Origin of the sequence: Phyllobacterium sp. CL33Tsu (assembly GCF_900113985.1) — a bacterium.
In the GTDB taxonomy this organism is placed as follows: domain Bacteria; phylum Pseudomonadota; class Alphaproteobacteria; order Rhizobiales; family Rhizobiaceae; genus Phyllobacterium; species Phyllobacterium pellucidum.
This window is the reverse complement of the sequence record NZ_FORJ01000004.1, coordinates 286,152-311,297: the sequence shown is the minus strand read 5'-3', so window position 1 is coordinate 311,297 and position 25,146 is coordinate 286,152. Positions and strand designations below refer to the sequence as shown.

The 25,146-nt window shown below is 58.6% G+C and carries 30 protein-coding genes; 24 read left to right on the top strand and 6 right to left on the bottom strand.

Going from position 1 to position 25,146, the window contains the following annotated elements; translation table 11 throughout:
- Positions 1–8: 8 nt before the first annotated feature.
- The 7 genes from BM074_RS16555 to BM074_RS16525 all read left to right on the top strand — a co-directional run bounded on the left by BM074_RS16555 (position 9) and on the right by BM074_RS16525 (position 6,008).
- Positions 9–1,043, top strand: coding sequence for a sugar ABC transporter substrate-binding protein (locus tag BM074_RS16555; RefSeq protein WP_036814663.1), 1,035 nt, complete (start codon positions 9–11; stop codon positions 1,041–1,043).
- Between the two features lie 92 nt (positions 1,044–1,135).
- The gene (locus BM074_RS16550) at positions 1,136–2,218 is read left to right on the top strand and encodes an ABC transporter permease (RefSeq protein WP_027232270.1); all 1,083 of its coding nucleotides are present in this window, start codon (positions 1,136–1,138) and stop codon (positions 2,216–2,218) included.
- A complete protein-coding gene (locus tag BM074_RS16545; protein WP_027232269.1) occupies positions 2,218–2,997 on the top strand; it encodes an ATP-binding cassette domain-containing protein in 780 nt (259 codons plus the stop codon). The genes BM074_RS16550 and BM074_RS16545 overlap by 1 nt, the downstream gene beginning before the upstream one ends.
- A gap of 25 nt (positions 2,998–3,022) precedes the next feature.
- Positions 3,023–3,715, top strand: a complete 693-nt coding sequence (locus BM074_RS16540; protein ID WP_091923455.1) for a D-lyxose/D-mannose family sugar isomerase — start codon at positions 3,023–3,025, stop codon at positions 3,713–3,715.
- Positions 3,716–3,848: 133 nt separating this feature from the next.
- Entirely contained in the window at positions 3,849–4,160 is a 312-nt protein-coding gene (locus tag BM074_RS16535; RefSeq protein ID WP_081815912.1) for a DUF3302 domain-containing protein, read from the top strand.
- Positions 4,157–5,305: an HlyD family secretion protein gene (locus tag BM074_RS16530; protein ID WP_091923453.1), complete on the top strand. Its 1,149-nt coding sequence runs from the start codon at positions 4,157–4,159 to the stop codon at positions 5,303–5,305. Before BM074_RS16535 ends, BM074_RS16530 begins: the two co-directional genes overlap by 4 nt.
- Before the next feature lie 76 nt (positions 5,306–5,381).
- Positions 5,382–6,008 (top strand): nucleoside triphosphate hydrolase, encoded by a 627-nt coding sequence (locus BM074_RS16525; protein ID WP_091923451.1) that lies wholly within the window; start codon positions 5,382–5,384, stop codon positions 6,006–6,008.
- Positions 6,009–6,012: 4 nt separating this feature from the next.
- Here BM074_RS16525 and BM074_RS16520 read toward each other — a convergent pair whose 3' ends face one another.
- Positions 6,013–6,813, bottom strand: coding sequence for an IclR family transcriptional regulator (locus BM074_RS16520; protein WP_091923449.1), 801 nt, complete (start codon positions 6,811–6,813; stop codon positions 6,013–6,015).
- Positions 6,814–6,980: 167 nt separating this feature from the next.
- Here BM074_RS16520 and BM074_RS16515 point away from each other — a divergent pair, with 167 nt between their 5' ends.
- From BM074_RS16515 to BM074_RS16475, 9 genes are all read left to right on the top strand, one after another.
- Complete coding sequence (locus tag BM074_RS16515) at positions 6,981–7,748, top strand: SDR family NAD(P)-dependent oxidoreductase (RefSeq protein ID WP_091923592.1); 768 nt, start codon at positions 6,981–6,983, stop codon at positions 7,746–7,748.
- Entirely contained in the window at positions 7,745–8,656 is a 912-nt protein-coding gene (locus BM074_RS16510; protein WP_091923447.1) for a 2-dehydro-3-deoxygalactonokinase, read from the top strand. The genes BM074_RS16515 and BM074_RS16510 overlap by 4 nt, the downstream gene beginning before the upstream one ends.
- Positions 8,657–8,669: 13 nt before the next feature.
- On the top strand, positions 8,670–9,308 hold the full coding sequence (locus BM074_RS16505; RefSeq protein ID WP_091923445.1) for a 2-dehydro-3-deoxy-6-phosphogalactonate aldolase: 639 nt from the start codon (positions 8,670–8,672) through the stop codon (positions 9,306–9,308).
- Between the two features lie 9 nt (positions 9,309–9,317).
- Positions 9,318–10,187, top strand: a complete 870-nt coding sequence (locus tag BM074_RS16500; protein ID WP_091923444.1) for an SMP-30/gluconolactonase/LRE family protein — start codon at positions 9,318–9,320, stop codon at positions 10,185–10,187.
- A 130-nt stretch (positions 10,188–10,317) separates the two neighbouring features.
- Positions 10,318–10,824 (top strand): YciE/YciF ferroxidase family protein, encoded by a 507-nt coding sequence (locus tag BM074_RS16495; RefSeq protein ID WP_091923442.1) that lies wholly within the window; start codon positions 10,318–10,320, stop codon positions 10,822–10,824.
- Between the two features lie 233 nt (positions 10,825–11,057).
- Entirely contained in the window at positions 11,058–11,903 is an 846-nt protein-coding gene (locus BM074_RS16490; protein WP_091923430.1) for a transporter substrate-binding domain-containing protein, read from the top strand.
- Between the two features lie 85 nt (positions 11,904–11,988).
- Positions 11,989–12,651 carry an amino acid ABC transporter permease gene (locus BM074_RS16485; RefSeq protein WP_027232257.1) on the top strand — a complete coding sequence of 221 codons (663 nt, stop codon included), beginning with the start codon at positions 11,989–11,991 and terminating at the stop codon, positions 12,649–12,651.
- A gap of 4 nt (positions 12,652–12,655) precedes the next feature.
- The gene (locus BM074_RS16480; protein WP_091923429.1) at positions 12,656–13,318 is read left to right on the top strand and encodes an amino acid ABC transporter permease; all 663 of its coding nucleotides are present in this window, start codon (positions 12,656–12,658) and stop codon (positions 13,316–13,318) included.
- Between the two features lie 11 nt (positions 13,319–13,329).
- Positions 13,330–14,097, top strand: a complete 768-nt coding sequence (locus BM074_RS16475) for an amino acid ABC transporter ATP-binding protein (protein WP_091923427.1) — start codon at positions 13,330–13,332, stop codon at positions 14,095–14,097.
- Here BM074_RS16475 and BM074_RS16470 read toward each other — a convergent pair.
- From BM074_RS16470 to BM074_RS16455, 4 genes are all read right to left on the bottom strand, one after another.
- Positions 14,075–14,482: a DoxX family protein gene (locus BM074_RS16470; protein ID WP_027232254.1), complete on the bottom strand. Its 408-nt coding sequence runs from the start codon at positions 14,480–14,482 to the stop codon at positions 14,075–14,077. The two genes, BM074_RS16475 and BM074_RS16470, sit on opposite strands and share 23 nt — an antisense overlap.
- A 137-nt stretch (positions 14,483–14,619) precedes the next feature.
- Positions 14,620–14,796, bottom strand: coding sequence for a Flp family type IVb pilin (locus BM074_RS16465; RefSeq protein ID WP_027232253.1), 177 nt, complete (start codon positions 14,794–14,796; stop codon positions 14,620–14,622).
- A gap of 352 nt (positions 14,797–15,148) precedes the next feature.
- A complete protein-coding gene (locus BM074_RS16460) occupies positions 15,149–15,325 on the bottom strand; it encodes a Flp family type IVb pilin (protein WP_081815911.1) in 177 nt (58 codons plus the stop codon).
- 225 nt (positions 15,326–15,550) lie between these two features.
- Positions 15,551–15,907 (bottom strand): hypothetical protein, encoded by a 357-nt coding sequence (locus BM074_RS16455; RefSeq protein WP_091923426.1) that lies wholly within the window; start codon positions 15,905–15,907, stop codon positions 15,551–15,553.
- Between the two features lie 222 nt (positions 15,908–16,129).
- Here BM074_RS16455 and BM074_RS16450 point away from each other — a divergent pair, with 222 nt between their 5' ends.
- The 6 genes from BM074_RS16450 (at position 16,130) to BM074_RS16425 (ending at position 22,009) form a co-directional block, all read left to right on the top strand.
- Positions 16,130–17,485: an LLM class flavin-dependent oxidoreductase gene (locus BM074_RS16450; protein WP_091923424.1), complete on the top strand. Its 1,356-nt coding sequence runs from the start codon at positions 16,130–16,132 to the stop codon at positions 17,483–17,485.
- 28 nt (positions 17,486–17,513) lie between these two features.
- On the top strand, positions 17,514–18,407 hold the full coding sequence (locus tag BM074_RS16445; RefSeq protein WP_091923590.1) for an ABC transporter ATP-binding protein: 894 nt from the start codon (positions 17,514–17,516) through the stop codon (positions 18,405–18,407).
- A gap of 1 nt (position 18,408) precedes the next feature.
- A complete protein-coding gene (locus BM074_RS16440) occupies positions 18,409–19,482 on the top strand; it encodes an ABC transporter substrate-binding protein (RefSeq protein ID WP_091923422.1) in 1,074 nt (357 codons plus the stop codon).
- A 108-nt stretch (positions 19,483–19,590) separates the two neighbouring features.
- On the top strand, positions 19,591–20,352 hold the full coding sequence (locus tag BM074_RS16435) for an ABC transporter permease (RefSeq protein ID WP_244532906.1): 762 nt from the start codon (positions 19,591–19,593) through the stop codon (positions 20,350–20,352).
- Positions 20,352–21,137, top strand: a complete 786-nt coding sequence (locus BM074_RS16430) for an ABC transporter permease (RefSeq protein ID WP_091923419.1) — start codon at positions 20,352–20,354, stop codon at positions 21,135–21,137. The genes BM074_RS16435 and BM074_RS16430 overlap by 1 nt, the downstream gene beginning before the upstream one ends.
- Before the next feature lie 11 nt (positions 21,138–21,148).
- A complete protein-coding gene (locus BM074_RS16425) occupies positions 21,149–22,009 on the top strand; it encodes an NADPH-dependent oxidoreductase (protein WP_091923417.1) in 861 nt (286 codons plus the stop codon).
- Positions 22,010–22,027: 18 nt separating this feature from the next.
- Here BM074_RS16425 and BM074_RS16420 read toward each other — a convergent pair whose 3' ends face one another.
- A complete protein-coding gene (locus BM074_RS16420; protein ID WP_091923415.1) occupies positions 22,028–22,852 on the bottom strand; it encodes a class I SAM-dependent methyltransferase in 825 nt (274 codons plus the stop codon).
- A gap of 329 nt (positions 22,853–23,181) precedes the next feature.
- On the opposite strand from BM074_RS16420, the gene BM074_RS16415 reads away from it, so the two are divergent.
- A complete protein-coding gene (locus BM074_RS16415; RefSeq protein ID WP_091923413.1) occupies positions 23,182–24,243 on the top strand; it encodes a siderophore-interacting protein in 1,062 nt (353 codons plus the stop codon).
- Positions 24,244–24,252: 9 nt separating this feature from the next.
- Positions 24,253–25,137: a helix-turn-helix domain-containing protein gene (locus BM074_RS16410; protein ID WP_091923412.1), complete on the top strand. Its 885-nt coding sequence runs from the start codon at positions 24,253–24,255 to the stop codon at positions 25,135–25,137.
- Positions 25,138–25,146: the final 9 nt, after the last annotated feature.

Here is a 25,146-nt window from a genome sequence, read left to right as displayed (position 1 = left end):
GAAGTGACATGCTCAGAAGCATTTATCTGAAATCAAGCGTTTTTGGTGCCGCCGCGGTGGCGATTACCGCTTTTGCTGCTCCGGCGCAGGCGGCGGATGTCGGCGCCTGCCTCATCACCAAGACCGACACCAATCCCTTCTTCGTCAAAATGAAGGAAGGCGCGGTCGCCAAAGCCAAAGAACTTGGCGTTAATCTGAAGACCTACGCCGGCAAGATCGACGGCGACAGCGAAAGCCAGGTCGCTGCAATCGAGACGTGTATCGCCGACGGCGCCAAGGGTATTCTGCTGACTGCGTCCGACACAGCCGGCATCGTTTCGTCTGTCAAGCAGGCGCGCGACGCCGGCCTTCTGGTTATCGCACTGGATACGCCGCTCGACCCTGCTGATGCCGCCGACGCAACCTTCGCCACCGACAACCTCCTCGCCGGCGAACTGATCGGCAAGTGGGCCGCCGGTACGCTCGGTGACAAGGCGAAGGACGCGAAGATTGCCTTCCTCGATCTGACGCCGTCGCAGCCAACGGTCGATGTCTTGCGCGATCAGGGCTTCATGAAGGGCTTCGGCATCGATGTTGTCGACATCAACAAGATCGGCGACGAAAAGGATCCGCGTATCGTCGGCCATGACGTCACCAACGGCAATGAAGAAGGCGGCCGCAAGGCGATGGAAAGCCTTCTGCAGAAAGACCCAAGCATCACCGTCGTCCATACGATCAATGAACCGGCAGCTGCCGGCGCCTATGAGGCTCTGAAGGCTGTTGGCAAGGAGAAAGACGTTCTCATCGTTTCCGTCGACGGCGGCTGCCCAGGCGTCAAGAACGTCGAGGCCGGCGTCATTGGCGCGACGTCACAGCAATATCCGCTGCTGATGGCATCGCTCGGCATCGAGGCGATCAAGAAATTCGCCGATACCGGCGAAAAGCCGAAGCCCACGGAAGGCAAGTCGTTCTTTGACACGGGTGTTGCGCTCGTCACCGACAAGCCGGTTCAGGGCCTCGAGTCCATCGATGTCAAGACCGGCATGGGCAAGTGCTGGGGCTGATCCAGGTTTGAGCCAGCAATAAAGCAAGCAGGGGGAGAGAGGAGGGTGTAACCTCCTCTCTCCGACTTCAGCGGTTCAGGGAGGGCCCAGCCATGACGGAAACCAACACCACATCTCAGACCGGGCAAGAGTTCGAGCGCGTGCTGTCGCAAAGTGCGACGACGGTCGCGAGCTTCGACCAGCATGAGCGAAGCCCCCTCGAAAAGCTGCGGCACTTTCTGCACTCGAGTCCGGCCTCGGTACCCCTGATCGTTCTCGTCCTGTCACTGCTGATCTTCGCAGTCATCGTCGGGTCGCGATTTTTCACGCCCTTCGCGCTGTCGCTTATTCTTCAGCAGGTGGCCATTGTCGGTATCGTCGGCGCGGCGCAGACCTTGGTCGTGCTTACCGCCGGCATCGACCTTTCGGTCGGCGCGATCATGGTGCTGACTTCCGTGGTAATGGGGCAGTTTACCTTTCGCTACGGAATGCCGGTTGAACTTGCGATCCTCTGCGGCGTTGCGCTCGGCGCATTGTGCGGCTTCATCAACGGTTTTCTTATCGCGACCGTGAAGCTGCCGCCCTTCATCGTCACCCTCGGCACCTGGCAGATTTTCCTCGCAACGACATACATCTATTCCGCCAATGAGACGATCCGGGCCCAGGATATTGAGACAAACGCGCCCTTGCTCCAGTTCTTCGGTCAGAAGATCAATATTGGCGGGGCCACTTTCACCTATGGCGTCTTTGCCATGCTCATTCTGATTGCCGTTCTCTGGTATGTCCTCAACCATACGGCGTGGGGCCGCCACGTTTACGCCATCGGCGACGATCCCGAGGCGGCGAAGCTTTCCGGCGTCCGGACGAAGCGTGTAGTGATCACTGTCTACGTGCTTGCCGGTCTCATCTGTGCACTGGCCGGGTGGGCCTCCATCGGGCGCAACGGTTCGGTTTCGCCGCAGATCGGCCAGTTTGCCAACATCGAATCGATCACCGCCGTGGTGATCGGCGGTATGTCGCTCTTCGGCGGACGCGGCTCCATCCTCGGCATGCTCTTCGGCGCGCTCATCGTCGGCGTGTTCTCGTTCGGAATGCGCATGTACGGCACTGACGTGCAATGGACGTACCTGATCATCGGCGTCCTGATCATCCTTGCCGTCGCAATCGATCAGTGGATCAGAAAGGTAGCAGGCTGATGCAAAGCGAACCCCTTCTAACCGCGCGTGGACTGGTAAAGCGTTATGGCCGGGTCACAGCCCTCGATTACGCGGATTTCGACCTCTATAAGGGCGAGGTCCTCGCGGTGATCGGCGACAATGGCGCTGGAAAATCTTCGCTCATCAAGGCGATTTCCGGCGCTATCCACCCCGATGACGGCGAGATCAAGCTGGACGGCAAGCCCATCCACTTCCGCTCCCCCATGGAAGCCCGCGACGCAGGTATCGAGACGGTGTACCAGAATCTTGCCCTGTCGCCGGCGCTTTCGATCGCCGACAACATGTTTCTCGGCCGCGAGATCCGCAAGCCCGGCATCATGGGCAAGTGGTTCCGCATGCTTGACCGCAAGGCCATGGAGAAGCGGGCGCGCGACAAGTTGACGGAGCTCGGCCTGATGACCATCCAGAATATCGGCCAGGCTGTGGAGACGCTTTCGGGCGGGCAGCGCCAGGGCGTTGCGGTCGCCCGTGCCGCGGCGTTTGGCTCCAAGGTCGTGATCATGGACGAACCGACGGCTGCCCTCGGCGTCAAGGAATCGCGGCGCGTGCTTGAACTCATTCAGGACGTGAAGAAACGCGGACTTCCGATCGTACTGATTTCGCACAACATGCCGCACGTCTTCGAGGTGGCCGACAGAATTCATATCCATCGCCTCGGAAAACGTCTTTGCGTCATCAATCCGAAGGAATATACGATGTCCGACGCCGTCGCTTTCATGACTGGCGCAAAGAGCCCGCCGGCCGAACTGGTTGCGTAATTTACATGAAGGAAAAATTTGAAAAATGAAGCGTTCCGAAGTCAATGAAATCATCCGCGAGAGCGACAAGTTCATCCGCTCTTTCGGCTATGTTATGCCGCCCTTCGCTTATTGGTCACCGGAGGAATTGAAGGCGCGTACCGCCAGCGATTCAAAGGCCATTCTGCAGGCCCGCCTCGGTTGGGACATTACCGACTACGGGCAGGGCAAGTTCGATGAACTCGGCCTCTTTCTGTTCACGACCCGCAATGGCAACCAGGAAGACCTGAAGAAGGGCGGCGGCATGCTCTACGCGGAAAAGATCATGATCTCGCGCGAAAAGCAGTTGTCGCCGATGCACCGCCATATCGTCAAAGCGGAAGACATCATCAACCGCGGCGGCGGCACGCTTGTGCTCGAACTTTTCAATTCCAATGCCGACGGCAGTGTCGATGAGAAGACCGATGTCGAAGTCGCGACGGATGGACGTATCGTCATGCTGAAAGCTGGAGGTTTGCTGAAGCTGCAGCCGGGTGAAAGCGTAACCCTGCTACCGGGCAACTGGCATGCATTCTGGGGCGAAGGCGGTGACGTGCTGATCGGCGAAGTGTCGACCGTCAACGACGATCTGACCGACAATATCTTTCGCGAGCCCATCGGCCGTTTCTCGTCGATCGACGAAGACGAAGCGCCGCTGCATCTGCTGGTTTCCGATTACGACAAGTGGCTCGCGGCCTGAGGTAGCAGCTTCCGGTACCTTCCCCGCCGCTTTTTTGCGGCGGGGATTCGGTCCTTGTTACGGTTACGTACTTTTTAAACATACCAATCCGAGCTAATCGCTTCGCATTTGATATACCCATTGCGAGGTTGATATTGTGCTTGACTATGTTGCGCTCGCGCTTCTGTTTTTTCTGGCCGTTACTCTCGTCTACGGCATTGTCGCTATCCACGATGTTCCCTATAAGATAGCCAAGGCGCGCGACCATCCGCACCAGGATGCGATTGAAGCTGCAGGTTGGGTCAGTCTCTTTACGCTGCACGCGATTTGGCCGTTCCTCTGGATCTGGGCGATGATGTACCGGCCCGACCGGGGGTGGGGCATGGGTTCTAGCGGGTCGAAAGCTCTTGAAGACCGGATTGCCGCGCTGGAACAGCGGCAGGTTACCGGGCCCTCCGCGAAATGACCACGCTCCTTTGCCTCCTTTATGCGGCTCTCTGCATTGTCGCATTCCGGCTCCTGCGGCTGCCGGTCAATCAATGGACACTGACGACGACCGTGCTCGGCGGCGTCGTTCTCATCGGCGGCATCGTCATCGCCATGAACTATAACCACCCGTTCACGACCGAGGCCCGGCTCTATTTTTATGCGACGCCTATCAGCCCGGCCGTCAACGGCCAGGTGGTCGACGTTCCCGTCGCCCCCAATACCCATGTGAAGAAAGGCGACGTCCTGTTCCGGCTCGATCCGCGCCCCTTCGAATACGCGCTCGCCCACCGGAAAGCCGCTCTGGCCAAAGCACAGCAGGACGGGCTCGAACGCCAGGCGGCACTTAAGGCTGCCAACGCAGCCGTCGATGGCGCGCGCGATTCACGCGACCGCGCCAAGGATGACTACGACCGGCATGCCACGGCCAATGCGCATGCGGGCGGGAAGGGCGATGCGCCATTTTCTGAAGCTGAAGTGGTCAACCGGCGCGACCTCTATCTGGCAGCGGAAAGCGCGCTTGCGAGCGCCGCCGCGCAGGCCGATCAGGCGCGTCTTGCCGCCAACGCGCAGATTGGTGGTGTCGATACGACGGTCGCACAACTGGAGGCCGAGGTGGCGCGAGCGGAGTTTGATCTCGAGCAGAGCGTCTACCGTGCGCCGACGGATGGCTATGCGGCGCAGGTGTTCCTGCATCCGGGGATGATGGCCGTCTCCCTGCCGCTCCGTCCTGTCATGACTTTTGTGCACACCGACCGGCGCGTCTTTGCAGCGGCCTTCAATCAATTGTCGCTACAACGCGTCGAGGCCGGCGACGAAGCTGAGATCTCCTTCGCAGCTGTTCCAGGCCAGGTCTTTCGAGGCACGGTAAAGACCGTGGTTGAAACCATGGCGACGGGACAGCTTGAACCTTCGGGTACGCTCCTTGCTCCCGACGACCGCCAAGCGCCTGGACGCATGATTACGGTGATCGATCTTGGCGAGGAGGCCGCCGCCTATAATCTGCCGGGTGGCGCAACGGCGGAGGTTGCTGTTTATACCAAAAGCATGGCGGCGCTCGCCATCATCCGCAGGATACTGCTCAGGATGCGTGCATGGGAAAACTATCTCGTCTTCGATCGCTAGACGCCAAAAAAATACTTCCTCCGCATCGTTGGGAACGGTAGAAGCGGTAGCGTAGAACATCGCAGAGTATCGCCCCATGATGATCACCGTCGAAGATCTCGTTCCCGAACTTCTTGCGCGGGCGGCTAGGACCGACCGTCTGATCGTCGCGATTGCGGGCGCGCCCGGCGCCGGTAAATCGACTGCTTCGGCGGCGCTTTGCAAAGCCATCAATGCTCGCGAACCCGGTGCGGCAATCGTCGTGCCGATGGACGGGTTTCACCTCGACAACGCCATTCTCGACGCCATGAACCTGCGCAAGCGCAAGGGTTCGCCGCCGACCTTCGACTGTGCCGGCTTTGAGGCGCTGCTGAACCGCCTGCGGCATATCGGCGATGATGTGGTCATCCCGCTATTCGACCGCAAGCTCGATCTGGCGCGCGCTGGTGCCGATATCGTGCGTGCCGGGCAACGCATCCTCCTCGTCGAGGGCAACTACCTTCTCTTGGATCAGGCTCCATGGGATCGGCTCGCGCCGCTCTTCGACGTTACCGTCTTTCTCGAGGTCGATCGCCTCGAACTCGAAAACCGTCTCGTCCAGCGCTGGCTGGGTCTCGGCCACAATGTCGGCTCGGCCCAGCAACGGGCACTTTCCAACGACATGCCCAATGCCGAACTCGTTCTCGAAGAGTCGCGCGAGGCCGATTTTACCATCCGCAACTAGTCGCTCAGGCTGAACGGCGCGGCGAGAACTGGATCGCCATGTCATGCATGATTGCTGCCGCCGCTGCGCGGGTGATTCCGGCCCAGGAGGAGAGGATTTCCGGCGTGATACGGTATGCCGGCCCCGTCACCGATACGCCAGCGATGAGCTTTTTGTCAGTCGACGAGACAGGTGCAGCCACGCAGCAAATCCCGAGTTCATGTTCCTCTCGATCATAGGCGTTGCCCGCCCTGCGGATCGTGGAAATCTCGTTCAGCAGGCTCGGTACATCGGTAATCGTATGCGGTGTATAGCGAGTAAAATTAATTTTGCCGATACGGTCGTGCAAATCTTCATCGGCCATCGCCGACAGTGCGGCCTTGCCGACACCGGTACACCAGGCTGGCGCCGTATTGCCGATGCGCGAGACGAGGCGGATATTTTGCCGGCTTTCGATCTTGTCGAGGTAGACGACCTCGGTGCCCTGCAAAACACCGAGATGCACGGTTTCGCCCGTCGCCTCGTGCAGTTTGCGGATATGCGGTTCGGCGATAGCGCGCAATTCGTTGCTCGCCCATGCCCGTGATGCAAACTGCAGCAGCCGAAGGCCAAGGCCGTAGGACTGATCGCGATTGACCGTGAGCAGGCCCTCTTCAATGAGGTTTGAAATCTGCCGGTGAAGCGTGCCGCGCGGTTGACGGGTAAGACGCAGAACATCGGTAAATCGTAACGGCTCGCTCGCGTTGGCGATGATATCGAGCACGCTGACCGCCTTGCCGAGGGTGCCCGTATCTCTGGCGCTTCCAGTCGTTCGGCTCTTGCTCACTCGCGCTCTCCATGCACCTTCACCTTGAATCGGAGATCACTACACAAATGTGAGTTGTCCGGGTGCGGAATTCAGGGTCACATCTTGACTTCCGGAAGTCTAGGAGATCAATTCGATATAGTCAAACACTGTTCCAAATAATGGAACTTATGCTGCGAGTTCGAGCCATGATGCCTTCTGCCGTTTTCCCCGATCTGAAGAACCGCTCCGTGCTCATAACGGGTGGCGGGTCCGGCATCGGCGCTGCCCTCACGGAGGGTTTCGTCGCGCAAGGTGCACGCGTTGCTTTCATCGACATTGCCGAGGCTGCTTCGCAGGACCTTGCCAACGCGCTCGACAAGAAATACGGCAACCGCCCGTTTTATTTGAAGGCCGATCTCACTGACATCGAGGCCCTACGCAACGCTGTTGCCACGGCAATTTCGAAAAATGGACCCGTTACCGTTCTGGTCAACAATGCTGCCTGGGATGACCGGCATGACATTGACGATGTGACAGAGAACTACTGGAACGGGAACCAGGCGATAAATCTCCGCCCGCACTTCTTTACCGCTCAAGCTGTCGTACCCGGCATGCGAACGGCAGGTGGCGGATCGATCATTAATTTCACGTCGATCTCCTTCATGATCAACCAGGGCAACCTGCCAGCCTACACCGCTGCCAAGGCTGGAATCATAGGCCTTACAAAGGGATTGGCGGGTCGGCTCGGACCCGAGAAGATCCGTGTCAATGCCATCGCGCCCGGCTGGGTGATGACGGAACGGCAACGCACGCATTGGGTCACGCAAGAAGGGCTGGAAGCGTATATGAAAAGGCAGGCCATCCCGGAGGAATTGCTGCCCGGCGACATGGTGGGACCTTGCCTCTTCCTGGCCTCGGACGCATCACGCATGCTGACAGCACAAACGCTGATCGTCGATGGAGGCTGCCTGTGACGTCTGCACCCGCCTATGGCCTCGCCGATTGGGGAACGAGCCGTTTTCGCCTCTGGCTTGTGGATGGCACGGGGAACATCATTGCCGAGAAGCGTTCGGACGATGGGCTCGATGCGTCGCGGGAACGCGGATTCGCCACGACACTCGAAGCTCACCTAGCAGAGCTTGGTGCGCCAGCGCAGCTGCCGGTGATCGTCTGCGGCATGGCGGGCTCACGCCAGGGTTGGGTCGAGGCCAACTACGTTGCTGTCCCGGCAGATCTCAATGCGATTCTTTCCGGTGCCGTGAAAATTACCGGGACCGACCGTGATGTGCGGATCATCCCGGGTTTGTCGCAATCCGGGCGCTTTCCCAACGTCATGCGCGGCGAGGAAACCCAACTCCTTGGCGCCATGCTGGCTCGAAACATCACGGATGGTGTCGTCGCCATGCCCGGTACCCACTCGAAATGGGTCGAACTCCAGAGCGGCAGGGCGAAGACGTTTTCAACCTATTTGACGGGCGAACTTTATGCGCTCCTCGCCTCGCAGTCGATCCTGCGGCACTCAGTGCAGGGTGCTGCGAGTTCCGCGTCTGCCGATCATCCGCAATTTACCGCTGCAGTGGAGTTGATGCTGTCTGGAGAAGCGATGCTCGGCGAACTCTTTCCTATTCGCGCGGCGATGCTGCTCGACAACCTTTCGCCTGAAGGGGCAGCCTCACGACTTTCTGGTCTGCTTATCGGCGCGGAAATTGCCGGCGCAAGATCGAAGCACCAGGGTAGGGTCGCGCTCGTTGCTTCCGGCAGCATGGCTACGCTTTACGGCAAGGCACTTTCGCTCGCGGGCATCGAGTTCGGTGCGGTCGACGCCGATGAGGCCGTGCGCAAGGGCTTGTTTGTCGCCGCCTCGGCCATCTGGCCCCGTTGATAAGGACTATGCAATGACAAGCGCATCCACCCCATGGCCCAAGCTGCAACGCGATCTCATCGCCATTTTGCGCGGCGTGAAGCCGGATGAAGTTCTGGGCATTGCTGAGGAACTGGTGAGGGCCGGCATTGAAGCTATCGAAGTCCCACTGAATTCACCTGATCCGTTCCGGTCGATCGAGTTGCTGGCGAAGAGATTGCCGTCCTCCGTTCTGGTTGGTGCCGGAACGGTGCTTGACGCCGCGGATGTCGCACGTCTGGCGGAAGCGGGTGGACGTCTGATGATCAGCCCTAATGTCGATCTGGCCGTATTGAGTGCGGCGGTCGCGGCAGGCATGGTGACCATGCCGGGCGTTTTCACGCCTACCGAAGCACTGGCGGCCTTGAGCGCTGGCGCATCCGGCTTGAAATTCTTTCCTGCAAGCGTCCTCGGGCCTGACGGTATCAAGGCCGTCAGCGCGATCTTGCCCAGGGGAACGGTCATCGGCGCCGTTGGCGGTGTCGACGAAAATGGCTTTGCAGCCTATTCGAAGGTCGGGGTGCGAACGTTCGGCCTTGGATCGAGCCTTTACAAGGTGGGCGCATCGGCCGCCTTTGTCGGCGAACGCGCAAGGGTTACTGTGGCGGCCTATGACCGCGTGTTCGCCGCCTAAGGGCCATCGATGACGAAGATCAGCATATTTCATGACGAACCCTGCGAACTTGGAGAAGGGCCGGGATTTGATCCACTGACCAATACGGTGTGGTGGTTTGACATTCTTGCCGGTCGGCTCTTTGAAAAGCCGCTCGCCGGCGGCGAAGCGCGCATGCATAGCCTCGGCCAGATGGCGAGCGCGCTTGCAGTCGTCGACAAAGAGCGCCAACTCGTCCTGACGGAGACCGGGCTCTTCGTTCGCGATCGCTCGACAGGGCACACGATGATGCACCAGCCGATCGAAGCCGATAATCCCGCAACGCGGTCCAATGATGCGCGCGTCCATCCGGCCGGCGCGTTCTGGGTCAGCACTATGGGCAAGAAGGCCGAGCCGAGCGCGGGCGCCATTTATTGGTATCGCGAGGGCGAGCTGCGCAAACTGTACGGCAATATTTTGATCGCCAACTCGATCTGTTTCGCACCTGATGGGCGGGCTGCCTATTTCGCGGATTTGGCGCTTAATATCGTCTGGCGGGTGAATACGGATCCTGAGACGGGACTGCCGAACGGCGAGCCCACCGAGTTTCTCTGGAATATCGGGAGCGGGGGCTTTGACGGTTCGGTGGTTGACGCTGACGGCAACCTTTGGAATGCCTCCTGGGGCGGCTCCCGTATCGATGTCTTTGCTCCATCGGGAAATCGCATCCGAACGATTGAACTGCCCATTCCGCAGCCGACCTGTCCCGCATTCATCGGCACGGATAGCGCGAGCCTGGTCGTGACCAGTGCCTATGCCGAGATGGATGAGGCTTCACGGTTGGCGTATCCCGATGCCGGCAAAACCTTCCGCATCGATATCGCAGGGAAGGGCAGGCTGGACCCGCAAGTGAGAATTTAGAAACCTGAAAATTATCTCGGAACAATAAGCAATACCTCCCGTTTCCTCTGGGCAATCGAAACACACTGACTGCATGCCGACGCCTTTTGGGCGCCGAATGTCGATGCATGTCCAAACAAGGGAGAATGACATGGGTTTCTTTTCGAAAGACATCAAAACGATGGACGATCTTTTCGTTCATACACTGCGCGACATTTATTATGCCGAGAACCAGATCGTAAAAGCCTTGCCTGAAATGATCGACAAGGCATCGGATCAAGAATTGAAGATGGGGTTTGAAAAACACCTGCAGGAAACCGAGACCCAGATCGACAGGCTTGAGCAGGTCTTCAAGCTGCATGGCGTGGACGTCAGCGGCGTGAACTGCCCGGCAATCGATGGTATTCTCGAAGAGGCCGACGAGGTCAGCGGCGAAGTCGATGACGATCAGGTTCTCGATGCCGCGCTGATCGCCGCCGGTCAGGCCGTCGAGCACTACGAGATCACGCGCTACGGTACGTTGATCGCGTGGGCAAAGCAGCTTGGACGCGAAGATTGCGCTTCGCTTCTCCAGCAGAATCTCAACGAAGAGATGAATGCCGATAAGGCCTTGACCAAGATTGCTGAGGGTCACGTCAACGCTGCTGCCGCAGCATAAGACGAAATTCGCAATCAACGTAAAGAATCCAAGCTCGCATCCGCCGATGCGAGCTTTTCTTTTGGGCCGCGCGAGCGCCCATTTCAAGCACCCCCAATCGCCCAGAGAGCAGCGGTAAATCACGCTTGACAAGTTCAAGCCGCTGTAATTCTATATGTCATCCATTATTAGGTATTATATTCCACTATAATGGATAACGACACAAGATTCGCTTTGACGAATAGGGGAACAAAATGTCCAAACGACTTTACATTGCGGCCCTTGCAGCCGCTCTCGTTGCGCTGCCTTCGATTGGCGCATTCGCTCAAGAAACCAAAAGCAAGCTCGACGAAGTGTTGGCGCGCGGCCATCTGGTCCTGGGAACCGGCAGCACCAATGCGCCCTGGCATTTCAAGAGTGCCGACGACAAGTTGCAGGGCTTCGATATCGATATGGGCCACATCATCGCCAAGGCCCTGTTCAACGACCCGGACAAGATCGAATTCGTCAACCAGTCTTCCGATGCGCGCATTCCTAACATTACCACGGATAAGGTGGATATCACCTGCCAGTTCATGACGGTGACCGGCGAGCGGGCGCAGCAGATCGCATTTACAATCCCCTATTATCGCGAAGGCGTCGGCCTCATGCTGAAGGCCGACGGCAAATATGCCGACTACGCCGCGCTCAAGGCGGGCGGCTCCGGCGTGACGATTTCGGTTCTGCAGAACGTCTATGCCGAAAGCATGGTCCACGCGGCGCTCCCCGAAGCCAAGGTCGACCAATATGAATCGGTCGATCTCATCTATCAGGCGCTCGAATCCGGACGCGCCGACGCTGCCGCCACCGACCAGTCCTCGCTGGCCTGGTACATGACGCAGAATCCCGGTCGCTACAAGGACGGTGGCTATGGCTGGAATCCGCAGACCTATGCTTGCGGTGTGAAGCGCGGCGATCAGGATTGGTTGAACTTCGTCAATACGGCCCTGCATGAAGCCATGACCGGCGTCGAGTTCGACTTCTACGCCAAGTCCTTCAAGACCTGGTTCGGCAAGGACCTTACCCCGCCGCAGATCGGCTTCCCAGTCGAATACAAGTAACCGGCATCGCGCAACGGCTCCGGGTCTCTCCGGTGCCGTTGCGTGAGCGCTGCGCATCGGTCCGGTTCCATCGGGTGGGAACGCAATGGGATATACGCTGAATTTCGCTGCCGTCTGGCGCAGCTTCGACCTGCTCCTTCAAGGCCTGGCCCTCAGCCTCGCACTTGCATTCGGTGCAATCCTCATCGGCGCCATCATCGGCCTGATCACCGCGTTCGGACTGATCTCGAAAAACGGCTTGATCAAGCGGCCGGCCGGTATCTACGTAACGATCATCCGCAACACCCCGATCCTGGTGCTGGTGCTCTTCAGCTATTTTGCCCTGCCGCAGCTCGGTTTGCGGCTCGGCAAGATCGAGAGCTTCGTCTTCACCCTCGCGCTCTATTCCGGCGCCTATCTTGCGGAAGTGTTTCGCGCCGGACTTCTGTCGATACCGCCGGGACTTCGTGAAGCGGGGCTCGCCATCGGCCTTACGGAAATGCAGATTCGAACGTCGATCATTGCGCCACTGATGTTCCGCAACATCCTGCCCTCCTTGAGCAGCACGATAATTTCGCTATTCAAGGATACCTCGCTCGCCGCCGCGATCGCGATTCCGGAACTGACCTTCGAAGCGCGCAAGATCAATGTCGAAAGCTTCCGTGTCATCGAGACCTGGATCGTCGCCAGTTGCCTCTATGTATTCACCTGCTCGATCCTCGCGGCGCTGATGCGCAGCGTCGAACGCCGCTTGTCCTTGCCGAGGTGAGCCGATGGACATAGCCCACTTCCTCGATGTTCTCTGGCTCGCGCGCTTCCCGATCCTCAAGGGTCTTGGCGTCACCATATCGATATCGCTCCTCGCCATCTGCTTCGGCACCGTGCTCGGCGTATTCGTCGGGCTCGCCCTCACCTACGGTGTGCGCCCGCTGCGCTGGATCGTTCGCGGCTACACGGATTTCATCAGGGGCACGCCGGTCCTCGTCCTTGTCCTTGCGAGCTATTACGTGCTTGGCACGATCGGGCTTGATCTTGGCCCCTTTCAGGCAGGCGTTCTTGCCCTTGCGGTATTCTGCAGCTCGCATGTCGGCGAAATCGTCCGGGGCGCCCTGCAATCGATCCCCAAGGGGCAGACCGAGGCGGCCAAGGCCATTGGTCTCACCTTCCCGCAAACATTCGCCTATGTTCTAGGCCCTCAGGCATTGCGCCAGGTCCTGCCGGCCTGGGTGAACACCGCGGCGGAGATGGTCAAGGCGTCGACGCTCCTTTCGATCATCGGCGTTGCCGAACTACTACTGCGCACACAGGAATTGATCTCGCGCTCGTTCATGAGCCTTGAGTTCTATTTCTTCGCCGGTTTCCTCTATTTCGTCATCAACTACGCCATCGAGCGCTTCGGCCGCTATGTCGAGCGCAAGACCGCCGTTCCATCGTAAGGCATTCTCCGATGTCCAACCTTCTTGAAATCCGCAACCTGCACAAAAGCTACGGCGACGTGGAAGTGCTGAAGGGCGTCGACTGCACCATGGCGCTGGGAGATGTCATCAGCATTATCGGTTCGAGCGGTTCGGGCAAGACCACGATGCTCCGCTGCATCAACATGCTGGAAGAGTTCCAGGGCGGCTCGATCAGCATCGATGGCGAAGAGATCGGATATGTAACAGCTGGTGGCCAGCGCCATCGCAAGAAGGAGAAGGAAATTGCCCGCCAACGCGCCCTGACCGGGATGGCCTTCCAACAATTCAATCTCTTTCCGCACATGACCGCCGCCCGCAACGTCATGCTGGGGCTGATGAAGGTGAAGAAGCTTGGCAAGGACGAAGCGCGATCCATAGCCGAAAAATGGCTCGATCGTGTCGGCTTGCGATCACGTGCCGACCATTTCCCGGGTCAGCTGTCAGGCGGGCAACAGCAGCGTGTCGCGATCGCCCGCGCCATCGCCATGAACCCCAGGCTGATGCTCTTCGATGAAGTGACATCCGCGCTTGACCCCGAACTCGTCAACGAGGTGCTGCAGGTGATCAAGGCGCTGGCGCAGGACGGCATGAGCATGCTGCTCGTCACCCACGAAATGCGCTTTGCCTATGAGGTTTCCAACCGCGTCATCTTCATGAACCAGGGTCGCATCGGCGAGGAAGGCAATCCGCGCGAAATGTTCCACAAGCCGCAAACGGAACGCCTTGCCGAGTTTCTCAAGACATCGAGTTTTGGATAACGCCGCGCTTCATTGCGTCGATCGACCAGGCGCCCGGCCCGAAGGCCATGAGGGCGAGAAATCCACCGGCAATGGCGATATTCTTGTTGAAGTTGATGACCTGCTCGATATTGCCGAAATCGCTATGGAAGAGCAGCGCCGTCAGGAGGCAGAAGCCGGCAAGCGCGAGCGCGGCATAACGGGTCATAAATCCTGCAGCGATCAGCAATCCACCGCCAAGCTCGGTCAGGATGACAAGTGGCAATAGACCGGGCGTGACACCGTTGGTCTGCATGTAACTTGCGGTTGCCGAGTAGGCGGAGATCTTGCTCCAGCCTTCGACAACGAAGATATAGGCGAGAAACAGTCGCGCCAGCAGCGCGAGCGGGGCCTGCAATCTTTCCATCTCTTCCTCCAGATATTGGACTGAATATGGAACACGCAAATCCGCCGCTTTATTCATATGTCGGAAAAGCGAAAGAGCCACCTCGCGGTGGCTCTCCGGTAGTACGAGGTCGCCGGTAAAGGCGACACTCAAGTAAATTAGTTGGCAGCGTCGGTCATCGTCGTGCCGAGCGTATTGAAGGTCGAGCTCAGGCTGGAGCCGAGGCTGCGTACACCAGCGATGATGCCGACGGAGATGAGGGCTGCAATCAGGCCGTATTCGATTGCCGTTGCGCCAGATTCGTCCTTGAGGAAGCGTGCGAAGAGGTTGCTCATGATCATGTATCCCTGTTTGTTTGTTGACGCGGTTTCGTTGAACCGTCTCGAACTTAGGCGGCGGCCATTTACGGCCGACTTAAGGAACATGGTTGAGAAATAGCTAACCCACGTCGTGATTAACACGGGATTACATCAGATGGTTGTATTTGTGTAAAATGCCGTGAGCGTTGCATGGCCGGTTGCCAAAAGCGTTAGAGGTCGTACTTGGATACGGAGTTGGAATAGCTGGATCCTAGGCGCAATTACTTCGAAACTTGATGAGAAAGTGAGCAAATCCTCATACTCTCAATCGACGGTTTAACTTTTGACCGCGGATTTGCATGAAACGCTAGCAGAAGCCCCTGCCGGCTTACTTGCCGTTCTTCTCTATCGTGGTGCCGAGTGTGTTTAAGGTTGTGCTGAGGCTTGAGCCGAGGCTCCTCACTCCGACGATGATGCCGACGGAGATCAGGGCTGCGATCAGGCCGTATTCGATTGCCGTTGCGCCGGATTCATCCCTGAGGAAGCGTTTGAAAAGCTTGTTCATATCTATATCCCTGTGTGCGAATAAGGTGGTGTTGCAACGCACTGAACCTCAGTCGCAGCGGTTTACACACTCCTTAAAGAATGTGGTTGAACAATCTTTAGCACACCTTGCAATAAACGAGGTATTACTTTAAATATTCGTATTTATATCGATGTTTACTATAGTTTTATTAAAGTCTTAACAAAATAAACTCTCTGAGGAGCAAGACTAGCCGAGTTTTCCGCGTTACCAAATCCATTGGTAGCGTTCTGAAAGCAGACGGACGGAGTCGATGACGATTGCCACGAAGACGCCCGAGCCGGTTATGACGATGCCGATCAGGAAATAGCGACTCGCCCGTTCATAGACGGACTTTTTCAGGGATTCGGTTTTCAAGAGGAGCGCGAGGGAACGCAGCTGGAATGCAATGCCGATCGATATGAGAAAGAGGGTTGGCAAATCCGTGATTTTCCAGGGTACCGGATTGCTTGCCCACTGGGTGAGGAACCCAAGCGAAAATGACAGGACGACGCCGACGACAGTGATCGTGCCGTTGCGAAACACCGTTTCAATGAGATGTTCGTCGTGATCGTTGCGGTTCATCCCAAACCCTCCGCTTGATCAGCTTAGCACGATATCGGACCGGCGACGCGGGCAATCAATCACCGCGGGCACGACGCCACCGTCACCGAAAATCAGCCTCCGGGGATAAGTCATCTTAAATCAATAAAACCCCGTAGACTGGTTTTTAAAGAATACCATTTCTGTCGTGATTAAAATTTGCGGCCTAGGCTTTTCGTCACGCAATGGACGAAAGGCGAAGTCATGGGCAAACGAACCGGCCAAATTAAACTTGGAGCATTCCTCTATCCGACGGGTCATCACATCGCGGCCTGGCGCCATCCCGAAGCGCAGGCCGACGCGGGTTCGAACTTCGCCCATTACGCCGAACTTGCCCGGATTGCCGAGGCCGCAAAGTTCGACCTGATCTTCATGGCCGATGGCGTCGGCACCCGGGGCACGGACACCGAGGCCTTGAGCCGGACGGCGATCCGCTATGTGGCCCAGTTCGAGCCGCTCACCTTGCTCTCGGCGCTTGCCGCACTCACGACGCGGATCGGGTTTGTCGCAACCGCCTCGACGACCTACAACGAGCCCTATCATATCGCCCGCAAATTTGCCTCGCTCGACCACATCAGCGGCGGGCGCGCCGGCTGGAACCTTGTCACCTCCGCCAGTGAGGACGAAGCGCACAATTTCAACCGGGACCACCACGTTGCCCATGCGGAGCGCTATGAACGGGCGGAAGAGTTCGCTGACGTCGTGCGCGGTCTTTGGGACACTTGGGAAGAAGATGCCTTCCTGCGCGACAAGGAGAGCGGCATCTATTACGACCCGTCGAAGCAGCACCTCCTCAATCACCGCGGCAAGCATTTCAAGGTCCGTGGCCCGCTCAACGTTGCACGTGCACCGCAAGGGCACCCGGTGATCGTTCAGGCCGGGTCGTCCGAGCCGGGCAAGGAGCTTGCGGCGCGAACGGCAGAGGTCATTTTTACCGCACATCAGAATGCCGACGATGCACGCGCCTTTTATAGTGATGTGAAGGGGAGGCTCGCCCGCTATGGCCGCTCGCCGGATGAACTCAAGATCATGCCCGGCATCTTCCCGGTCGTCGCGAAAACAGAATCGGAAGCCAGGGAAAAGTTCGAGCAGATTCAGGAGCTTATTCATCCCGCAGTTGGACTCTCGCTTTTGAACGGCATGGCAGGTGACGTCGATCTTTCCAAGTATCCGCTTGATGGACCGCTCCCGGAAGTTACCGAAACCAATGGCAGCAAGAGCCGTCAGAAACTGATGATCGATCTGGCCCGACGCGAAAACCTCACCATCCGCCAACTCTATCTGCGCGTTGCCGGTGCGCGCGGCCACTGGCAGGTGATCGGGACGGCCGAGCAGATCGTCGATCAGATGGAGGACTGGTTCAAGACTGGCGCAGCGGACGGCTTCAACGTCATGCCGCCACATTTGCCGGCCGGATTGACCGATTTCGTCGAGCACATCGTTCCGGAACTCCGTCGTCGCGGTCTCTTCCGCAGCGAATATGAAGGCCAGACGCTCCGCAGCCACCTCGGTTTGCGGGAGCCGCAGCATCCGGCGCATGCCGCTGTCGCAGCCGAATAACATTTACTCGCGAAAGAGAGCGACCAAGATGACCAGCACAGCGCATCTGAAGATCAGCAATGTCAGCCGGCAATTCCGTGTCAACGGCGGCGAACTTACGGCGCTCGACCGCGTCAGCCTTGACGTCAAGGCCGGTGAATTCGTCACCATCGTCGGCGCGAGTGGCTGCGGCAAGTCGACATTGCTGCGCCTCGGCGCGGGTCTCGATACCGGGCATGACGGGCTTGTCGAACATGCGGGCAAGCCAGTGACCGGTCCGAGTCTCGATCGCGGTATCGTATTCCAGGAGCCGCGACTGTTTCCCTGGCTGACCGTAGAGCGCAATGTGGCGCTGGGGCTGGAAAACGCGGCTTTTTCCAAGGCCGAGAAGCAGGACCTCGTTGCCAAGCAGATCGCGCTTGTCGGCCTTACCGGTTTCGAAAAAGCCTATCCACACCAGCTTTCGGGCGGCATGGCCCAGCGCGCGGGGATTGCGCGCGGGCTCGTCAACCGTCCTGACGTCCTTTTCCTCGACGAGCCCTTCGGGGCCCTGGATGCGATTACCAAGGCGCATCTGCAAGGCGAGCTGCAGGATATATGGGCGAGGGAGCAGATCACTATGGTGCTGGTCACTCACGATGTCGACGAAGCCGTCTACCTCGGCGATCGCGTCGTCGTCATGTCGCCGCGCCCGGGCCGGATCAGGGAGATCGTACCTGTCGACCTGCCACATCCGCGCGAACGGACCTCGGCGCAACTCGCCAGTATCCGCAACCATGTTCTCGACATTCTCAACAGCACGACGCGGAACGGCGAGCCGAAGACAATCGCCAAGCAACCCGCACAGGTGAAGCGCCCGCCAATCAAGACCACCAGTGCTGCACGGAACGCGCCGCGTTCGCAGCCATCGGGGCGTCCCATTCTTTCAACGACGGAGATCTGAAATGAGCCTATCGCAACTCACCCGCCGCACGGTTCTGGCCGCATTTGCCGCTTCGCTGCTGGCAGTTCCGGCGATTGCCGAGCCGGTGACCATAAATATCGGTTACGCCGCGATCGGCGTCGATAGCAGGCCCTATGCGGAGGGGACTTCAGCGGCGACGGCGCGTGCCGGCGAGTACCTCGAAAAGGAGTTTGCCAACGACCCTGACGTCAAGATCGAATGGTTCTTCTTCAAGGGTGCGGGACCTGCTGTCAACGAGGCCTTTGCCAACAACCAGCTTGATTTTGCCTATCAGGGCGATCTCCCGTCATTGATCGGTCGGGCCAACGGCTTGAAAACAAAATATCTACTGGCGAGTGGCGCGCGCAAACCGCTTTACCTTGCCGTTGCCAAGGATTCTGACGTCAAGTCAGTTGCGGATCTGAAGGGTAAGAAGGTCGCATATCAGCGCGGTACCAACGGCCATCTCGCAGCGATCAAGATCCTAGAGGCGAATGGTCTGACAGAAAAGGATATTCAGGTCATCAATCTCGACAGCGCTGGTACGGTCGCAGCGTTGACGAGCCAGGATATCGATGCCGCGTTCGGCGATACGCCACTGATCAACCTCGCTGCGAAGGGCAACGCGAAAGTGATCTACACAACCAAAGGCGATGATCCGCGATTCGGCCGCAATGCCGGCATCGTCGGCCGCGAGGACTTCATCGACCAGCATCCCGAAATCACCCAGCGCGTCGTCGACGCCTTCGTCAAGGCGGCGCAGTGGTCGTCGGACGAGCCGAACCGGGCTGCGCTCTTCGAGCTCTGGCACAAGTCTGGAACGCCCGTGCCGATCCTCGAGGACTACTTCAGCAACGACACGCTTGCCTACCGCAACTCCCCGCTGATCGACGACCTGCTTGTTTCCCAGTATGAAGAGCAAGCCGTCAAAGCCAAGGAATTCGGCTTGATCCGGCGTGATGTGAGCACCGATGGCTGGTTCGAGCCGAAATATCTGAATGCGGCGCTGGCGAAGCTCAATCTTCAGAATTTTTGGCAGTCCTACGGCGCCAATGGCAAGCCTCTCGGCTCCTGATCTGGCCTCAACCAAAGGGACGACATGACGCTCCTGTCCGATAATACCGCCCTTGTGCCGAGATCGTTGCAAGGGCGGGCCAGAACATGGCGATTGCGGCGCGGCGGTTTGAGGCTTCGCCGCGTCGCGGTTGCGCTGATCCTGCCGTTGGCGCTGGTCGCAGCATGGTGGCTGGCTTCAAGCCAGGGATGGCTCCCCGAGCAGATCCTGCCGTCGCCCGCCTATGTCTATGCCACCGCCGTCGAGATGATCGCGTCAGGTGAAATCCTCTACCACACCGGGGTGAGCCTGCGACGGGTGGTGATCGGGTTTCTGTTTGGTGCGGTAGCGGGCCTTACACTTGGCGTCGCAATGGGATTGTCGCGGCGCGTGGACGACTACGTGCGCCCGCTCTTCCTCGCCTTCGCCCAAATTCCGACCCTTGGATGGATCCCCTTGCTGATGCTGATCTTCGGCATCGGCGAAACACTGAAGATCATAGTCATTGCCAAGGGCGCTCTTGTCCCGATGACCGTGAACACCGCGGCTGGCATTCGCTCCGTGCCAGCCAATTTTGTCGAAGTGGGCCACGCACTCCGCTTCAACCGCTGGCAGACGCTGCGGCTGATCGTTCTTCCGGGCGCAGCACCTTCGATCTTCACCGGCATTCGCTACGGTCTGACCCATTCCTGGACGGCACTTGTCGGCGTCGAGCTGCTCGCCTCCTCCGAGGGGCTCGGGTACCTCCTCGTCTGGGGCCGGCAGATGTTCTGGCTCGATGTCGTCATCGTCGCCATGATCGCAATCGGGATCGTCGGGTTCCTCATGGATAAGGGATTCGACGCTGCCGAAAACCGCGTGCAGCGCTGGAAGCAGAAGGAAGAAAGCTGATGGCGATTACCTATGTGAGTTCCGAACGTGTGCTGAAAATTCGCCGTGGTCTGACCCTCCCGATCCTTCTCCTTATCTTGTGGGAAGGTTCGAGCCGTAGCGGCCTCGTCGATCCGCGCTTTCTTCCATCGCTCGAAGATGTCTTCCTGACGGCAAAGCGCGAACTCATCGACAACAATCTGATCGGCGAACTGGGGTTCAGCCTGTTTCGGAATATTGCGGGCTTTCTCCTCGGTTCTGCTCTCGGCGTGCTCTTTGCAACGCTGCTTGCCCTGTCGCGCGTGGCCGATGCCCTGATTGCCCCTACCTTCAACGGCCTGAAGCAGATTTCACTGCTCGCATGGATCCCGCTCATTTCTATCTGGTTCGGCTTCGGCGAACAGGCCAAGATTGTCTTCGTCGCGCTCGCCGCCTTCATTCCCGTCGTGCTCAACACCTATGAAGGCATGCGCAATGTGCCGGCGGATCTGATCGAGGTGGGCGATGCCTTGCGGTTTACGCCAACGCAACGCATCACGCGCATATTCCTCCCGTCGGCCCTGCCATCGATTGCTACAGGCGTGCACCTCGGGTTGATCTATTCATGGCTGGCAACGGTCGGCGCCGAGTATTTTCTTGCTGTTGGCCCGGGCATCGGCGGCTTGATCATTGCCGGCCGCGAACGCTTCGACATGGCCCTTGTTATGGTCGGCGTGATCATTCTCGGCATTGTCGGGTTTATTCTCAACCGGCTCGCCGCTAAGGTCGAAAACTATCTCTTGCGCTGGCGCGTAAGCACCCATTGAAAGCAATATTGATGCCCATCACTGCAGCCGAAACCCTGAACGATACGCCGCGCGACCGCCTGGAAAGGCTGTTGGAACAACGATACGGCGAAAATCATCCTTTGGTAGGCCATGGGATTTCGACAGAGACGATTGATGTTCTGCTCGATCATCGCAGCGTGCGGTCCTACCTGCCAAAGCCTGTTCCGGCCGAGGTCGTGGAACTTGCAATTGCCGCCGCGCAATCGGCTCCCACATCATCGAACTTGCAGGCATGGAGTGTCGTTGCGGTCGAAGACCGAGAGCGCAAAGCGCGGATCAACGCCATTGCTGGCGACCAGAGGCAGATCAACCAGGCACCCCTGCTTCTCATTTGGCTTGCGGACCTTTCCCGGCTGCGCCGTATCGCCGATGCGGAAGGATCGACATCTGACGGCCTGGACTATGTCGAGGGCTTTCTCCTTGCCGTCATCGATGCTGCACTTGTCGCACAGAATGCCCTGGTCGCCTTTGAGTCCCTCGGCCTTGGCACCTGCTATATCGGCGCGCTGCGCAACGATCCGGCTACGGTTGCCCGGGAACTCGATCTGCCCGCATTGGTTTTTCCAGTGTTCGGCCTGACGGTCGGATATCCCGATCCTGCGATCAAGACAGATGCCAAGCCGCGCCTGCCGCAACCCACTGTGCTCCACCGCGAGCGATACAGCGAGAACCCCAGCAAGGCCGACCTCGGTCTCTACAATGAGACTTTGCGCGCCTTCCAAAAAATCCAGTCGATGACACCGATCGATTGGTCGGAACAGGTCTCCCGCCGTATCGCCACGAAGGAGGCGCTGAAGAACCGCGACAAGCTTCGCGACGTACTGGAAGGATTTGGGTTCCAGCTGAAATAGGCGAGGATCAAAGCGCGACTATGCCCGTGCAACAATCTCGATTGGTTCGATAATTCCGTTTTCGAGGGCTTCAAAAGCGTTTGCCAGTCGCTGCTTGGCCGTTGGTCCCATGATGATCTGTCCACTGAGCACGGGCGGACCCTCCGCCGCGGCCTTGGCCTGCATCTCTCGGACGATTTTTATGGCGAGATCGCGCCGGCTATTCTTTGCCTGTGTCTCGAAACCTGCGGCGCTCAATGTCTTGCCATAGAAGCCCGGCGTCTCGACGAAGCTCGTTTCCTTGTTCATGGCCCAGGGCATGGGATAGTTCAGCGGCGCATCGCCCACACGCATGATGTCATAGACGACAAAGCGCCCGCCCGGCTTCAAGACGCGCCAGACCTCAGCAAAAAGCGTGTGCTTGTCTTCAATGTTCATGCCGACGTGGATCATGTAAGCAGCGTCGAAACTGCCTTCATCGAAAGGAAGGGCGAGCGCACTGGCCTGATGAAAATCGATGCGGTCATCAAGCCCACAGCGGTCCGTCAGCGCCCGGGCGACTTCGACGAATTCGTCAGTAAGATCAACACCGGTGATGCGGCACTCATAGGTTTCGGCGAGATAGCGGGCCGGGCCGCCTATGCCGCAACCAACGTCAAGGAGGTGCATTTGCGGCTCGATACGCAAGCTTCTGCCGAGTTCTATGGTCGCGGGAAGCCACCCGAGATGAAACTCGTCAATGGGCGCAAGATCAGATGCCGTCAATGTATCGATGTCTTTACCGGCAGCTATGAGTGCCGCCAATATCGCCTTTTCCAGCGAGCCGTGTGTGTAGTGCCGGGCGACTTGTTCTTCAATGCTCATCGGCGTTCCTATTGAGGGGAGCGGAACAAGGTGTATGCCGGATTATACCTCGTCGCAGTCGGAAGCGATATGACGTCGCCTGGCGTCGGCCGTGAAATCAGCGGATCGCGGCAAATTATTTACCTGTTTGTGCGTCCATGGGGCGTCGAAGACTTCCAGTTGCACGACCGGCCCGGTATCCGCAGAGTCCACAGCCATGCGGGCCGGGCCACTTTCTGTTCAAGTTGCCCTATCGATAATATGACTTGAATTATCATATTATTATCGCGTATTGAGCGATAGATGCTTTCCTGTCGTATCAGCGCGGGATTGCCTTTGCCGAGGTCAATATGCCAGACACAATTTTGCGCGCATCTGCGCGGATCGCCCTCACCAATCCAGCACTGCATCTCAACAAGCTGCTCGATCACTTTTCAGAGCATGGGGATGTCACACGGCGTCGTGAAGGTGGCACCATCGGTCTGACGTATGGCAAGGCCGACCTTGCGGCCGACGGGGACAGCCTGTCCTTGACAGCCGAAGGCGAGGACGAGACCGGACTTGCCTATATGAAATATGCACTTGCCAACCACGTGCTGGAATTTGCGCGGGCGGAAAGGCCACGTATTGTCTGGGAGGGTGATGGGGCCGTCGGAAGCGTGCCGCCATTCTTCCGCGAAATGCGCGTGGTCGAAAGCCGCAATGTCTCGCCGAGGATGCGCAGGGTGACGCTGCGGGGCAACAACCTTGCGCGGTTCCAATATGGCGGGCTGCATGTGCACCTGCTGTTTCCGCCGAACGGCGTGGCGCAACCACGATGGCCGGTGATGGGCGAAGACGGCCGCCCGGAATGGCCCGAAGGAAGCGATAAACTCGTCTCGCGCGTCTACACCATTCGCAAGATTGATGCCGCCAGGGGCGAGGTCGATATCGATATCGTCATCCATGATGGAACGCCCGGTTCGCAATGGGCCCTCAATGCCATGCCCGGTGACCTTGTCGGCATGACAGGGCCGGGCGGCGGCGATGTCGGGGTAGCGGACTGGTATCTTCTTGCCGGCGATGAGACGGCCCTCCCTGCGATCGGTCGCATACTCGAGCGTCTGCCTGCAACTGCAAAGATCGTGGTGCGGATTGAAGTCGAGGACGAGGCAGATGAGCAAAACCTTACTGCGGCCTGCGATCTCGATCTTGTCTGGCTGCATCGTTCCGGCGCGGCCGCCGCAACAACAGATCTGCTTCCCGAAGCAGTGGCTAAGGTGGTGTTTCCAACGGATGTGCGGGTCTTTGTCTGGGCCGGCTGCGAATTTTCGGCGTTCAAATCCATTCGCAATCACGTGCGCAAGGAACGCAAGTTGGCGCGGGAGGAACATCTCGTCGTCTCTTACTGGCGCCGTGGACACGAAGGGTAGCGCGAAACGATGACGTTCCATCCAAGGATGACGAGCAAAGTCGAAGGCGTCACGGTTCTTGGCGAGCTGAAGTGGCGGGCCTGGACCGGTGTCGTTGCCGATGTCTGGTCAGTCAAATGCGAGCCTGGCGCCGAGGGCGAGTATATATCCGAGGATCCGCGTTTGTTCGTAACCCTCGATAAGGGAGGCTCCGGGACCTTCAGTGTCGGTCTTGGCCCGGCCTCGCATGGCGCGCCTGGCGACGTCGCCTTCTATCCAATGAGCTACATACCTGCGGGCCTTCCGGTTTGGGGTCGCGGCGAAGGCGTGGAATATCTGCGCCACCTCGATCTGCATTTCGATCTCGCCGTCCTGTCGCATCGGTTTCCGGAGGCGAGAAAATGCGGAACGCTCGGCGCTCCCCGCCTCATGTTCTTCGATGACCGCATTGCGAGCCTTGCCAGACTGATTGCCGAGGAGTGCCTGAACGAGCAGCCCTTACACGACCTTTATGGCGATGGACTGACAACAGCCCTAGTCGTCCAGCTTTTCGGCATCGCGCAGGAACAGAAACGTCAACGCAGCCAGCTCTCGCCGCGCCAGTTGCGGTCCGTGACCGGCTATATCGAAGATAATTGCCTGCGCAACATTCGCCTCGAGGAACTTGCTGGCCTTGCTGGCCTGTCACAATCCTATTTCAGCCATGCCTTCAAGGCCTCCACCGGTGTCGCGCCGCATCAGTGGCAGATGAAGGCACGGATGCGCCGCGTACAGGCGCTGTTAAGACAGCCCGGTTCATCATTGCCGGCCATCGCCTCCGCCACCGGCTTCTCCGATCAGGCGCACCTCACTCGCATGTTCAAGAAGATCGTTGGAATCACCCCCGCCGCCTGGCTGCGCGATCTCTGCAAATAGCTTCCCATC

What these genes read in the sequence shown, in the direction of transcription:
- BM074_RS16505 (WP_091923445.1), top strand. Translation starts at nt 8,670, where the DNA reads ATGACAAGCGCATCCACCCCATGGCCCAAGCTGCAACGCGATCTCATC.
- BM074_RS16530 (WP_091923453.1), top strand. Translation starts at nt 4,157, where the DNA reads ATGACCACGCTCCTTTGCCTCCTTTATGCGGCTCTCTGCATTGTCGCA.
- BM074_RS16540 (WP_091923455.1), top strand. Translation starts at nt 3,023, where the DNA reads ATGAAGCGTTCCGAAGTCAATGAAATCATCCGCGAGAGCGACAAGTTC.
- BM074_RS16410 (WP_091923412.1), top strand. Translation starts at nt 24,253, where the DNA reads ATGACGTTCCATCCAAGGATGACGAGCAAAGTCGAAGGCGTCACGGTT.
- BM074_RS16545 (WP_027232269.1), top strand. Translation starts at nt 2,218, where the DNA reads ATGCAAAGCGAACCCCTTCTAACCGCGCGTGGACTGGTAAAGCGTTAT.
- BM074_RS16420 (WP_091923415.1), bottom strand. Translation starts at nt 22,852, where the DNA reads ATGAGCATTGAAGAACAAGTCGCCCGGCACTACACACACGGCTCGCTG.
- BM074_RS16480 (WP_091923429.1), top strand. Translation starts at nt 12,656, where the DNA reads ATGGACATAGCCCACTTCCTCGATGTTCTCTGGCTCGCGCGCTTCCCG.
- BM074_RS16425 (WP_091923417.1), top strand. Translation starts at nt 21,149, where the DNA reads ATGCCCATCACTGCAGCCGAAACCCTGAACGATACGCCGCGCGACCGC.
- BM074_RS16450 (WP_091923424.1), top strand. Translation starts at nt 16,130, where the DNA reads ATGGGCAAACGAACCGGCCAAATTAAACTTGGAGCATTCCTCTATCCG.
- BM074_RS16490 (WP_091923430.1), top strand. Translation starts at nt 11,058, where the DNA reads ATGTCCAAACGACTTTACATTGCGGCCCTTGCAGCCGCTCTCGTTGCG.
- BM074_RS16555 (WP_036814663.1), top strand. Translation starts at nt 9, where the DNA reads ATGCTCAGAAGCATTTATCTGAAATCAAGCGTTTTTGGTGCCGCCGCG.
- BM074_RS16550 (WP_027232270.1), top strand. Translation starts at nt 1,136, where the DNA reads ATGACGGAAACCAACACCACATCTCAGACCGGGCAAGAGTTCGAGCGC.
- BM074_RS16500 (WP_091923444.1), top strand. Translation starts at nt 9,318, where the DNA reads ATGACGAAGATCAGCATATTTCATGACGAACCCTGCGAACTTGGAGAA.
- BM074_RS16455 (WP_091923426.1), bottom strand. Translation starts at nt 15,907, where the DNA reads ATGAACCGCAACGATCACGACGAACATCTCATTGAAACGGTGTTTCGC.
- BM074_RS16415 (WP_091923413.1), top strand. Translation starts at nt 23,182, where the DNA reads ATGCCAGACACAATTTTGCGCGCATCTGCGCGGATCGCCCTCACCAAT.
- BM074_RS16485 (WP_027232257.1), top strand. Translation starts at nt 11,989, where the DNA reads ATGGGATATACGCTGAATTTCGCTGCCGTCTGGCGCAGCTTCGACCTG.
- BM074_RS16495 (WP_091923442.1), top strand. Translation starts at nt 10,318, where the DNA reads ATGGGTTTCTTTTCGAAAGACATCAAAACGATGGACGATCTTTTCGTT.
- BM074_RS16475 (WP_091923427.1), top strand. Translation starts at nt 13,330, where the DNA reads ATGTCCAACCTTCTTGAAATCCGCAACCTGCACAAAAGCTACGGCGAC.
- BM074_RS16430 (WP_091923419.1), top strand. Translation starts at nt 20,352, where the DNA reads ATGGCGATTACCTATGTGAGTTCCGAACGTGTGCTGAAAATTCGCCGT.
- BM074_RS16470 (WP_027232254.1), bottom strand. Translation starts at nt 14,482, where the DNA reads ATGGAAAGATTGCAGGCCCCGCTCGCGCTGCTGGCGCGACTGTTTCTC.
- BM074_RS16465 (WP_027232253.1), bottom strand. Translation starts at nt 14,796, where the DNA reads ATGAGCAACCTCTTCGCACGCTTCCTCAAGGACGAATCTGGCGCAACG.
- BM074_RS16460 (WP_081815911.1), bottom strand. Translation starts at nt 15,325, where the DNA reads ATGAACAAGCTTTTCAAACGCTTCCTCAGGGATGAATCCGGCGCAACG.
- BM074_RS16525 (WP_091923451.1), top strand. Translation starts at nt 5,382, where the DNA reads ATGATGATCACCGTCGAAGATCTCGTTCCCGAACTTCTTGCGCGGGCG.
- BM074_RS16440 (WP_091923422.1), top strand. Translation starts at nt 18,409, where the DNA reads ATGAGCCTATCGCAACTCACCCGCCGCACGGTTCTGGCCGCATTTGCC.
- BM074_RS16515 (WP_091923592.1), top strand. Translation starts at nt 6,981, where the DNA reads ATGATGCCTTCTGCCGTTTTCCCCGATCTGAAGAACCGCTCCGTGCTC.
- BM074_RS16445 (WP_091923590.1), top strand. Translation starts at nt 17,514, where the DNA reads ATGACCAGCACAGCGCATCTGAAGATCAGCAATGTCAGCCGGCAATTC.